Annotated in this window: 12 protein-coding genes; all 12 read left to right on the top strand. The window is 31.9% G+C overall.

What is annotated here, in order from left to right; translation table 11 throughout:
- Positions 1-432, top strand: a 432-nt coding sequence (locus CVD18_RS22745; RefSeq protein ID WP_158250503.1) for a hypothetical protein, incomplete at its 5' end; no start/stop codon positions are given.
- A 194-nt stretch (positions 433-626) separates the two neighbouring features.
- Positions 627-1289: a hypothetical protein gene (locus tag CVD18_RS18745; protein WP_103867044.1), complete on the top strand. Its 663-nt coding sequence runs from the start codon at positions 627-629 to the stop codon at positions 1287-1289.
- Positions 1279-1785, top strand: coding sequence for a hypothetical protein (locus CVD18_RS18740; RefSeq protein ID WP_103867043.1), 507 nt, complete (start codon positions 1279-1281; stop codon positions 1783-1785). The genes CVD18_RS18745 and CVD18_RS18740 overlap by 11 nt, the downstream gene beginning before the upstream one ends.
- Positions 1786-1859: 74 nt before the next feature.
- Complete coding sequence (locus CVD18_RS18735; protein ID WP_103867042.1) at positions 1860-2309, top strand: hypothetical protein; 450 nt, start codon at positions 1860-1862, stop codon at positions 2307-2309.
- Between the two features lie 44 nt (positions 2310-2353).
- Positions 2354-3145 (top strand): hypothetical protein, encoded by a 792-nt coding sequence (locus CVD18_RS18730; protein ID WP_103867041.1) that lies wholly within the window; start codon positions 2354-2356, stop codon positions 3143-3145.
- 168 nt (positions 3146-3313) lie between these two features.
- A complete protein-coding gene (locus tag CVD18_RS18725) occupies positions 3314-3496 on the top strand; it encodes a hypothetical protein (RefSeq protein WP_103867040.1) in 183 nt (60 codons plus the stop codon).
- Between the two features lie 658 nt (positions 3497-4154).
- On the top strand, positions 4155-5924 hold the full coding sequence (locus CVD18_RS18715) for a type VI secretion system Vgr family protein (protein WP_103867038.1): 1770 nt from the start codon (positions 4155-4157) through the stop codon (positions 5922-5924).
- 15 nt (positions 5925-5939) lie between these two features.
- Entirely contained in the window at positions 5940-6929 is a 990-nt protein-coding gene (locus CVD18_RS18710; protein ID WP_146052852.1) for a hypothetical protein, read from the top strand.
- A 12-nt stretch (positions 6930-6941) separates the two neighbouring features.
- A complete protein-coding gene (locus CVD18_RS18705) occupies positions 6942-8747 on the top strand; it encodes a DUF4280 domain-containing protein (protein ID WP_199185109.1) in 1806 nt (601 codons plus the stop codon).
- Positions 8748-8750: 3 nt separating this feature from the next.
- Positions 8751-9338, top strand: coding sequence for a toxin-antitoxin system YwqK family antitoxin (locus CVD18_RS18700; protein WP_103867036.1), 588 nt, complete (start codon positions 8751-8753; stop codon positions 9336-9338).
- Positions 9339-9468: 130 nt separating this feature from the next.
- Entirely contained in the window at positions 9469-10113 is a 645-nt protein-coding gene (locus tag CVD18_RS18695) for a toxin-antitoxin system YwqK family antitoxin (RefSeq protein ID WP_103867035.1), read from the top strand.
- Positions 10114-10173: 60 nt separating this feature from the next.
- Positions 10174-13076, top strand: a 2903-nt coding sequence (locus tag CVD18_RS18690; protein ID WP_146052851.1) for a hypothetical protein, incomplete at its 3' end; no start/stop codon positions are given.

Here is a 13076-nt window from a genome sequence, read left to right as displayed (position 1 = left end):
GAAACTACTATCTATCAATGGTCATCAAGTTTATTTGATGAAGGAAAATCTATTGAAGAAGCTGTAAAGATTATTCAAGATAGGACTTCAAAAATATTGTATAGTTCTGGTGGTCCCTCTAATGATAAAGATGTATTAAGTATCAAAAACCATCAAAAGGTAATCAATAAATTAAAGCTACAATCTACCTATCTAAACCTTAATGAAGTTGATAAAGAAAAGGTTTTAGATAGAGTTGATGCTTTGATTAAAACCAGATTATACAGTGTTTCAGAAATTATTACCCTTGTTTTGGGGATTATCTGTCATATCACTATGAATCCCCAAACAGAAACTAATAAAAATAAGACACCCCCTAATGATGATACGCCTATGTTCTTCTCAGAACATAGGCGCTATATAGAACCAAAATATAAAAGAATGTGCATTTAAGTTGAGTTTTGTGTACCCACAAAGATATCGGGTACAAAAGTATATACTATAGTTTATAGGTCATTCAGTCTATGTATATACCAGCGTACCCTGTGTCTTTGTAATATAGAATACCAAATCATTCATGCTAATATAAACAGCATAGTAGCTATATAACAAGATACAAGAACAACAATACTAAAACTATTTGATTAATGAGAAAAATAATACTATTGGTTTTGGAATTTTTAGTTATCGCACTAACAATTAGCTTTTTAATACAAAAACTAAGATCATATAAAGAACTAGAATATGATAAAGTCGTTTACCCTTTGGGAGTTGATCATGATGAATATAATGAAATATGGTACGATGATGATGAAGATGATAATCAATACTATGAATTACGAATTATGAACAGCACAGTAATTTTAATAGCTTTTATTGTTACAATCTTTATTACCACGCGTATTTACTCTCAAAAAAAAGGAAATTCCTTATTTGGTATTACTACCACAGTTCAGATTCCACCATATGATTTTTTAATTATTGATTATATCGGAACAACAATATTTTTTACAACACCTCTTGAACCAGATGTAATTATAGAGGCAGTAGAGAGAACAAAAAACATGGGGGCTATTCCTCCTACAACAATCACATTGTATAACAAAGGTAAAATAGTAGGTAGATTCTCATGTGGATTACGAGTACCAGCAAATCAGCAACCAAAAGTGAAATTGTTTTCTAAAGAATGTGTGGATCAACGGCATTATAACAATAAAAAAAAGAGGATTCTAAGAGGTAAGAAAAAAGTATACATACTCAAAGACGATACTAACCCAAAAGAATATACCCTTGACTGGTATGAATATTAAAAATATAGTAGCAATTATGAGCCTATCAAAAAACATATTATTTCTGTTCTTTTCTATTTCTATTTCTGCATTTGGGCAATCTTCTCAAAAACAGATAGAGGCCGTAACGCTAGAAGAGGTCATTCGATTTGAGGGGATTACTTATAATGGCAATCGCATTTTTGGGATTTATGCTACTAGAGAGCAAGCCAATAAAGTGATAACTGATTATATGAGTAGAAACAAAAAAACGGTTTATAGGCTAATCTATAAGATTGTTTATTCTGCTACTATAGAAGCTTCTATCGGAGAAGATGTTTTTGCAACATTTACAGCACTTTGCCCAAAAGAATATAGGGTATTGCCTAAAGAAGATTATAACGCATTGATGATTATGGATTACGATACCCCTAGTAATGCTATTTGGTACTATATGAAGGTTAAAAATATAAAAGAACAAGAAGCAAAACAACGCATTACCCAACTAAAAGCATATAGAAAATATCTAATGGATTGATATAAAATGCAGTAACAATTCAATACTCAATAACATTAACTAATAATTTTTACAAATCATCTAAATTAAATACTATGGGATTTAAATTTTTGTCCTCAAAATATACAACAGAATTTAAGGCAACAGGGCTATCAGATAAAGAATATCTAGTAATAGCTTTAGATACAGTAGATAAATTAAAATGGGAACTTGATTCTTATAATTTTTCTGATTACGTTGTGGAGGCTTTTACTAACTCCTCATTGTTCTCATGGGGAGAAAAGGTTATCATTAGTATCAACAAGGGGACTATTGATATAGAAAGTAAATGTAAAGAATGGCAGATAATAGAATACGGCAAAAATAAAAAAAATGCAACTCGGTTTATCTCAACATTCAACACCATTAAAGAAGAATTATCTACCGCAGAAATGAAAACTAAATTAGGTCATCTAGACAACATCATTAAATCAGCGATTATAATAGATGAAAAAAATAGATTAGAGAATACTGAATATAGGAGTAATCATATCGATACTCAATAAAGCTAATCACTAATTCTTACACACTATCTAATACATAAAATGCTATGGGGTTTCGATTTTTTCCGTCAGAATATATAACAAGCTTTAAGACAACAGGGCTATCAGATAAACAATTACTGGTGGTGGTTTTTGAGGCAATAGATGAATTATGCTGGAGGTTTGATTCTTTTCACAAATCGTATTCTTTTGTAGTTGCTTTAACTGGATCAGCATTAGAATATGAAATTGAAATTAGGATCAACAATGGCACTATTGATATAGAAAGTAGGTGTCTAGAATGGCAACTATTAGAGTATCATAACAATAAAAAGAATGTGAATCGATTTATTTCAACATTCAACACTTTTAAAGATGAATTATCTACAGAATATATAGATAATGAATTAGTGGGATATAAAAAGGTTGCTGAATTTTATCTTTCTGCATCAGAATACACAACAAGTTTTAAGGTAAGAGGACTATCAGATGAACAATTATTGATAATAGCTGATGAAGTTGCAGAGGTATTACAATGGGAGTCTATTTGTTTTGATAAATCAGACTGTACTTTTATTACTCTAACTAAGCCATCATACCTATCAATAGAGGAAGAAGAACTTACCGTCAGCATTCATAATAGTTTTATTACTATAGAAAGTAAATATCCAGAATTAGAATCTCAAATATTAGAAAAACGTAAAACTAGAAAAAATGCGAATCAGTATATCTCAACATTCTATACTTTTAAAAAAAGAGTACCTATAGAGTATATAGATAATGAATTAGCGGTACTAGAAAATATTACTAAATCACTGATCGCAATAGATGAAAAAAGAAGGATTAACAGCAATATTTAAATTGGTTTTTCTGTGATTAGTATAGCACCCGATGGTTTTAATTAAAGGTTGATACTGGTTCCAGAAGCAAAAGAAAAAAACAGGAGTAATCTTTTATTATAAGTAATGCAGTTTGTGTAATCCTGCGCCCAATTACTCCTGTAGCCTTTTGTAAAAATAAATAAAGTAATGGAAGAATACGAATATGATTTGCCTAAAATAGTTCTCTACTCAATAGTTGTTTCGCTAGGTATTGACATAAATACATTTGAAACAAACCTATCCAATAATAAGCCAAAAGAGATGATGATCTGTGGAAAAATTTATGATCTGTATAAAGATGCACAAAACATAGAAGAAAATGAAAATTAAGGTAATTGGATGTACTATAAAAATTGATAACAATTACGGTTACTTTTTTTGCCCCAAGTATTGATATGAGGTGCTTGTAATTAAGTGGGTTAAACTAATAGACAATTTGTATGCTTAGTAGTGCATATAGGGTGTTTATATTACAAGTACCTCTATATCAAATGTAGAATATAAAACCGCAAAATGAAAAATAATAAAGTAAACAACAACAACCCTTTTTCTGTAATAGATTCCCGATCAAGTCGGGAATGAAAAAAAAATATCTCAGTTTCAAAAAACGTGACTACTATGTCGTATTATTGGCCTATCATTTGACAAAGAATCAAGTACAGTTTATCACCTCGTTTTTTGCAAATCTGCCGAGGAAAAATCAAATGTTAAAAAATTTGGCTATTCCAAAAAGAGAAAATATTAGTATAATAAAAAATAAAACTAAGATACAATCAGTTGATTTTAAGTAATTTAAACACAAAATAAGCTATGATTTTCAAAAACAAAAAAGGCGTTCTAAAAATCGTGACATCAACCACACAGGGGGTTTTTCCCCTGCTTTTTAGGTTTTGTAGAATCAATCGCATAGTTTATATTTAAGTTTTTAAAGGTTTGATTATCAAAAAGAGAGAAAACAAAATTATAGTATCAATAAACTAAATCCATCATGGCCATACAAACTACCACTACCATCTATATCGCCAACAAACAACTGAGTTCTTATAAAAGGCTTCAGTTACACCAAGAGATCGATGCCCATCATTCACTAGAATTGGTATGTCGTACCGATGCAATAGAGCAACTCTCTGATGAGCTAATTGGCGAGAGTAAAGAATATATAGGTAGTATTATTACTATACAAGTAAGTGCCAATTCTACTGTAGATAGTTATAGAGAATTAGAATTCAAAGGAGTGGTCACAGGAGTTGAAACCGTAAAAGGGTTTGAAGAATCACAAGGAGATTTGATCTGTATAAAAGCAAAAAGTGCCAGTATACTGGCAGACAACTTCCCTCATTATGCTTCGTATAGCGAGGTAGGCTTATCAGATATCTTGCAAGACACTTTTCAAGGATATGATCTGGGTAAATTAGAAACAAACTTTGCGCCTACCAACACCAGTACTATTCATTATAGTGTACAACATAATGAGAGTGATTTTGCCTATGCAAGTAGATTATCTGCCTATTATAATGATTGGTTTTACTATGATGGTAAGCAATTGATCTTTGGTAGACCCTCTACAGAAGAAATAGAATTGTCTTATGGTATTGATCTCAAAAAGTTCAGTATCAATATGGAGCCTATGCCAAATAATGCTTCTTATTTTACCAATGATTTCTTGACAAATACGGTACATCAAAAAAGCAGTAGTGAGGTAAACATCCCCTCAGAAGGGTATCATGGCTTTGCAGATAGCAAATCCAGAGAATTATACAATAAGCAAACACGAGTATACAATCCTTTGTATACCGATGCCACGATGAAGCCTAGATTAGATGCTCAAATAGAAGCCTATACAAAAAGTAGAGCGATACAGCAAATTATAGCAAAAGGCGGTAGTGATAATCCAGGGGTTTGTTTGGGGCAAATCATAAGGATCAATGGTCATGGTAGTTATAGAGTTACCAAAATAGTACATACCAATGTAGAAGGCGGTGTATACAAAAATGAGTTTGAGGCAGTAGATGCCAATTTTGATGCTTACCCCAAGATGGATATCTACAGATTTCCAAAAAGTGAAACACAAACCGCTACTGTAGTAGAGAATTCAGACCCAGATGGATTAGGAAGAATCAAAGTACAATTTTCTTGGCAGAAGCCATTAGGAGAGCGTACTCCTTGGTTACGTATGATAACCCCACATGCAGGAGCAGACAAAGGATTTCATTTTATCCCAGAGATCAATGAAGAGGTAATGGTAGGATTTGAGGGTGGTAATGCAGAACGCCCCTTTGTATTAGGTGCTTTGTATAATGGTAGTAAAAACCCATCATCATGGCAATCGCAGAATAATGATATAAAGGCAATTAGAACAAAGAGTCAGCATACCATTACCCTAGATGATAGTAATGGGGCAGAAATGATTACGATTACCGATAAGAACAATAATATCATTCGTATAGACACAGCCAACAACAATATAGAAATCTCTGCATTAGAGAATATGACGCTGAATGCTAAGAATATAGAGATCAATGCCGCAGAAGAAATAAAAATGAATGCAGGCACCAATATGATAACCAGAGTAACAGAAGATATATCAGTTGTTGCAAAAAACATTACAGAAACAGTAGAAGAAGATAAAACTGTTGTAGCAAAAGAAATATTAGGCAATGCAGAAAAAATGAGGCTAGAAAGTTCTCAAGAGAATATGGAATTGGTGAGTTCTAAACAAGTGGATGTACAGGCGCAAGACAAAATAAAATTATTCTAATTAAAAATTCGTGAAATGAGAAAATTGGATTTCGGAACGAGTATTATGAATGATACTGATACCAAACCAGTATCATTTCATATAGAATTAGAAAAATTGAGACACACCTATGGGGTTCTACTTGTATTTCTAGATGAGAATAACAAAAAGTTGCAGATACATTATGAGATAGAGATTATTTGTACAGAGCAAATAGATGAGCAAACATATATCTTAGAGCTTTACAAAAAACAGGTCTATATCAATGAGAAAGTACCAGATAGTTTGTCTGATGAATTGGCAGAACGATGTGGTAAGGTTATATACCCTTTACAATTAAAGGTGAGTAGTATGGGAGGAATTATTGCAATAGCCAATCATGATCAAATACAACAACGGTGGCATATAGAACGAGAAAAAATAAAACAATACTATCAAGGAGCAGACACTCATAAGTTGATTATGAGTATGGATTCAATGATAGAGAGTGAGCAAAAGCTAAAAAATACATATATAACCCAAGATTGGTTTATGATCTTATTTTTCTCTTATATGACTACACATTTACAGCAAAAAAACATATTGTTACCATGGATACCCTATAAAAAAGGAGTTTTATACCAGATAGAACAATCAATTCAATCGCACCCTCATAAGCAAGAGGATACTATAGTAAAGCATAAAGCAACACTTATTGATGGGCGTAATGAGGATGCTATTTTTTCAGGAATTCCTATCTCAATAGGTAATAATAAACCAGCTGTTACAGGAGAGATCGATATGAGTTATCAAACCTACAAGGATTCTTCCATTGTAAATGCTATTACAGGAAACAGTACCATTGTATTTCCATCAGGAAAAAGCAAAAAACTAACAATAGAAATTTATCACTTGGGGGAGAAAACACCCCAAACCAGTGAAGAAAGATTAGTAAAAGAAAAAGAGCTAAAAGAGCAAGAACCCAAACCAACACCCAAAAAGAAACGCTATTTTATTTTTGGAAAAGAAATAAAATTTGGCAAATAAAAAACCAAAAATATGAGTAGAGGTCACGTAGTAGTAGATGGAGCCATGTGCAAGTGCATGCATGGCAATGCTCCTGATACATTGGTAGTGCAGTCACAACAAAAAGCTTATATCAATGATGGAGATGCAAGTAGAAAATTAGTAGGTAATTCTATGGATTTAGGAATGCCATTGCAAGCCAAAACTTTTGGACAATGTAAATTACAACCTAGCTCTAGTGGATATTTGCCATGCATCCCCAATATTTTACGATGGCAAAATTATTATAACAAAGTAGAACTATCCAATGGGGGACAAATCCTTACCGAAGAGAGTAAAGCTACCTGTGCCATTGCAGGAGCTGCTTGTATAGAATTCACTTTTCATGGGCAGACTGTAGGAGGAGAAAGTAGTGTACAAGAAGCCGATCCAGAAACCCAAGTTCATCTTAATCCACTAGTAGATGCTACAATGATTAATGAGGAACAAGAAGAAATCAATGGGGGTAATTATAATGAAGAATTACAAGACGAAAAGCTCAAATTCAAAGCTTATTTTCACAGACTCCCCGATTATAAAGGAGAGTTTGGATTTGATTGGATGCGATTTGAGTATATTCCTGATAATAATGGCGAGACGATTTGTGAAGATTTTGAAAAACTAAAAAAAGAATATACCCCTTTCAAAATAGGAGGTGAAGACTATTTTGTACCTTGGATAAGCATGTTCCCCAAACAAGAAGGAGTACAACTCAATCTTAGAACATGTATCTATAATCATACAGAAGTCACTGATGATGATATTATAAAATTACCTCCCCAAAAAGGAATACGCTTTGAGCCTGATGTAATAAAAGTATCAAAAGCCAATATGGATGATGAAGTACTGGTAACCATATATTGTGATGATCCACTTACAGATAATGTGACTATAAAACTAAAGGATAAAGATAATACCACTGTAGGTAAGCTTCATTTCTTTAAAAATAGTAACCATAAAGATTTACATTTTGAGATCACCCCAGTGCGTATTGTAAGAAAACAAGCAAAAGAAGATGATAAAAAAGCTATAGAAAGAAAAATCGATCTAGGATTTGGAGATATTGATAAAAACTTAGAAGGAGACTTACAAAATTTGCAAGAGTATCTCAATACCCAGTCTCTAAATCAGGCATTATTACAATGTACCATTGGCAAGGTTTATGATATAGAGATAGACGAACAAAAGTGGATAAAACATAAATTAATCAATGATATGGGGTGTATGTTTATGGGGAATTTACTAGAAGATTTTAATAAAGTATTTGAAGAGCAACACCCTAAGGCTTTCAAAAGAAGAGGAATTACAATTTATATCTCCCCATTAAATCATATCAGAAAAGATGGTGAAAAAGGTGCAGGAGCGTATGGTAATTTGAGAGATATTGATGCCAAAAGTTTAGTTGTTTTTAAATCTAATTTATGGAGTAAAACTACCTTTGCTCATGAGATTGCTCATGTAGCAGGACTAGAACATTCGTTTAAAGAGGAGGATAACATATATAAAGACCCTGTAATTTTAGATGAAGATAATGTATATATAAAAGAAGTTGATGATTATATAAACTATATGTTGAAAAACAATTATTCTAAAAAGGAAATTGCTGATTTTTGGAATGATAGAAAAGAAGGATATAAAACAATTAGAAGCTTACTAAATGTATATTATAGAAACCTTCATAAATTCAAACAGGGTAAAACCGAAAATTTTATGGACTACTATAATACCAGAAAATCATTTTGGAAATTTCAATGGATAGCATTACAGGATGATATTGTAAAATTTTATAAATCTAAGTAACTAATGAAAAATTATTTAACTATTTCTTTATTTCTAATTTTATCATCGGTATATGGTCAAGAAAAAGAAGTGATTCCTCCAAAACCCATTCCTTTAACATTTACACATCTTTTGATTTTGGATAATGATATAGAAGGGAAAATAAAATACTTTAGGAAATCTGATAATTACAATTTAAACGGACAATACAAGGTTTATGAAACAAAATTAAATACAAATACAGATATAGTTAACTCTTATTATAATACTGGTTATAAGTTTATAGGTAAATTTCACAAAGGCTACAAAGATGGTTTTTGGAAAACGACCTACAAAAACAAGCTAGTCAAAACCGAAAACTGGAACAAAGGGTTCATCATAGGCAAATATAGGGTATATGATATCAAAGGGAATCTGTTATATCAAACCAATTTTGGCGCTAAAGGCAATGGCAAATTTAAAGACTTTTACTATGTCACAGGAATCCTAAAACAAGAAGGTAATTATGAAAATGGTAAAAAACAAGATAAATGGTGTGAGTATGATAAAGAAGGTAAACTTACTAAAACAGTAATCTATAAAGATGGAATAGAGGTAAAAGATGAAAGGTAAAGCCTTTTTACATTTGATATGGTGTTAATAGAAAACCTTATGGATTACTATACTACAAGAAAATCATTTTGGAAGTTTCAATGGATAGCATTACAGGATGATATCGTAAAGTTTTATAAACATAAGTAGTATGAAAAAATATATTTTTTATTTAATAATATTATCCAGTTTTTTATCTTTTTCTCAAACTAAAGTGTTTGAACCAATAGCCAAACCAATTATATCTTATGATATTAAGATAAAGAATAATAGTGGTGTTTATTTATATAAGCATAAAGATGGTTTAAACCTCCTTGATGGAGTTTATAATATTGATATCTATATCAAGAATAAAAATGCAGGTGATATAGAAATTATTGAAAATGGATTAAAGAAAAGAACATTAAAATATGATTTATCTAATAGCGAGTATAGGCGTACAGAAATTAAAGAAAAAGGTAAATTTCACAAAGGCTACAAAGATGGTTTTTGGAAAACGACCTACAAAAACAAGCTAGTCAAAACCGAAAACTGGAACAAAGGGTTCATCATAGGTAAATACAGAGTGTATGATATCAAAGGGAATCTGTTATATCAAACCAATTTTGGCGCTAAAGGCAATGGCAAGTTTAAAGACTTTTACTATGCCACAGGAATCTTAAAACAAGAAGGTAATTATGAAAATGGTAAAAAACAAGATGAATGGTGTGAGTATGATAAAGAAGGTAAACTTACTAAAACAGTAATCTATAAAGAAGGAATGATTGTAAAAGATAAAACTCATTTACATTTTTGATCCAGTAGCAACAGAAAATTTGGAGAACACAGTATTCAAATGATAAGTTATTAAAATGATATGCCAAAGAATAAAGTAATAATAAACCGTAAAGAAGGAGTTACTATAGATGATCAGAATTATCTGATTACTACATCTCCTGGAACTCAAATTACTGCAGAAATCGATACAGAAGGAATTGATCCAGAAACAGTAAAAAATATACGATGGATCTGTTCTAATTTTTCAGAAAATCCAGATAACATGCCATTTCATCCCAGTATGCAAGGTAAAAAGGTATGGTTTAAGGTTTCTAAATCTGCAACTGGAGGTGGGTTAATTTGGCTAGAACCTGTATTACCAGATCAAGAACCTACCTATGCTCCACCAAACGGTTATTTTGTAAATTCAAAAGGCCCTATAAGTATAGATAGAATAGAGTGGCGAGAACTAGAACCTAAAAAAAAGCCACCAATTGTACAAGGAGATAAGTTTTTTACAGAAGGAGTACAATTACATATCTATACCAGTAACCTATATGGTCATGATATTGAAGTCTCCTTATTAGATAAAAACATAGTGTATTCTGATAAAGTGCTAATGCTTGATGAAAACATTAATGACGAACAAAATAAGCCCGTAAAGCAATTTCAGCGAGAGGTAAAAAAGATGAGGGATATAGATAATCCTGAGATATATAGGCAAAAGGTAGTTATAGATGTGCGATTAGATGCACAATGGATGAAAGAAGGTGAAAAACTAGATATTTACCCTGTAGTCAAAGCAAAAGTAGAAGGAGCCAAAGCCGTAGCTTTTAAAGACTCTATTCTTATCACAAGAAAACGAAAACATAACGATAGAAAAGCAGTTACCTCAAGCAAATCAGGTAATAAACCTGTGATTATTGGTGATATTGTTACAGATGTGGCAGAGTTTCACCCATGTAAAATAAAAACAATTAAAGCTGATTATTATAAAGGGAGTTCTACTCAAAATCTTGATGGGGGGCAAGATAATACAACCTTAGATATATATAATGTAGATACTTCATCAAAAGCCGAAGTAATTGAAATTGATGTTGTAGCAGGCCCTAGAGTAGCAAGAAGAGAAATTGTTTTTACATTTGAAAAAGAGGCTGATAATTGTAGTTTTTTGGGTAAAGAAGGAGATCATAATAAAACAGCAGTTTCTGTAAATGCCCCTATCATAATAGATAGTAAAATTGAACCTAAAAGATACCGTTGGGATGATACTTTTATCACAAACGATTTAGGTGGATGGTTTGGATTTGGTACTTCATACAATAAAGGCAAATTCGAGAAAGAAGATTTTAATCATAAAGATCAAAACGACAATAGAGAATTAGAAGATAGTCATTCTACAACTACAAGTGGAGCGTTTCAAAGTGTAATAGGGTTTAAGCGAGAGCATAAAGAAGCGCATGATATCACTGTAAAAAAATATACAGATAAAATAGAGGATGATAGTAATTTCACTATCGAAGTTCCTTATATATATGGATCAAATGCGGTAAATGAAAATTTAAGTGATATCATCAAATGTTTTTTACCTCTAAAAGCTCCTAAACAAGTATATCCTGTTAAATTTGAATCCTGCCGAGGAGAAAAAACAGTAAATATCAATGTATACCCAGATGTAAAATGGACATTACAACTTGCTTATAACACCGATACAGAAAGTTTTAATGAAGTAAGAGAAAAGTACAAGGAATATAAAGTTACAAAACAAGGCTTAAAGGTTGAAAAAGATAAGCTAGATTCTGAAGAAGATATTTCAGAAGATTTGATTGAAAAGTATGAGCGATTAGCGGGTAACATAAAAGCAAATAAAGGAACTACTACAGAAAAGGAAAAAAAGAAAGCTCAAAAAAAACGATATCATGAATTAGCAGATGAAAATAGAGCTAAACTGAGGGAGATAAAGGAAAAAAAGAAAGAAAGAAAACAAAAGAAAAAAGCATTAAAAAAAGATGTAAAAAATGATGTCGTAAGAAAAAAGGATGCAAAATTCTACAACTTTGACAATGATCCTAATAGTTCATATTCTGATCTTGTATTATCTTTATGGGCAGAATGGGATGAGTATGGAGAAATGTTTGAAGTTACAGGCAGTTATCAGAAATATGCCAATATGATACGCCAATTTCTGGCAGTCAAAGATTTTGTAGAATCTATTTTTGGTGGTAAAGCTAAAAAGAAAAAGAAGGCTGGAGAAAAAGTAGATAAAAGAACTACCAAACATGAAGAAAAAAGTATAGCACAACAAGCCGCTAAAATTGCAGATGCTCTTAAAGGAAGATCTATATTCTCTATGAATATTATCCCCCCTTCATTAGCAATGGGAGCTAGTTGGTATGGCGAAATCCCTAAAGGAAGTCCAGAAGATGGCTTAGGCATAATGCTAGAAGCATCTGTAAAGGCAGATCCGATTTTTGGAGTAGAGATGGTAGCAGATTTTTTGGGGTTATTACAAAAAGTAGTTTGGTTTCGCCCCATTATTACGATTATGGACTTAGTGGATAATATTGATGTCACAGCCGAGTTATCTGTTACAGGAAAATTACATGCAGCGGGAATGTTGCAATACAATTCGGCATCTGGCGAAACTAATTTCAACCCAGGACAACTAGAACCAGATGCAGAAGATGATAGTCCTTTTAAAATTGGAGGAACTGTAGAACTAGCTTTGGCATTAGGAATTGTATTAAAAGCAGAATATACAATGTATGGAGTAGGAAGTGTAACAGGGGCTTTTGAAGCTTCTGCAGAAATAGCTTCTGGATTTACTATAGAAGGTATATTAGAAGCTACCAAAGTAGAAGGGTTTTATATGATTCCAAAAATGACGTTTCATGGAGTAAAAGTAAAACTATTGGTGAAAGGAGAGTTATTAATCGTTAGGGTAATTAGTTCTTATAAATCTTTCAGGCGGCGTATTTGGCGTGCTTATGATGGAAATATTTT

This window comes from Aquimarina sp. I32.4, assembly GCF_002924285.1.
Lineage (GTDB): Bacteria > Bacteroidota > Bacteroidia > Flavobacteriales > Flavobacteriaceae > Aquimarina.
Note: the sequence above shows the minus strand (reverse complement) of the source record. Positions and strands in the feature narration are given on the sequence as shown.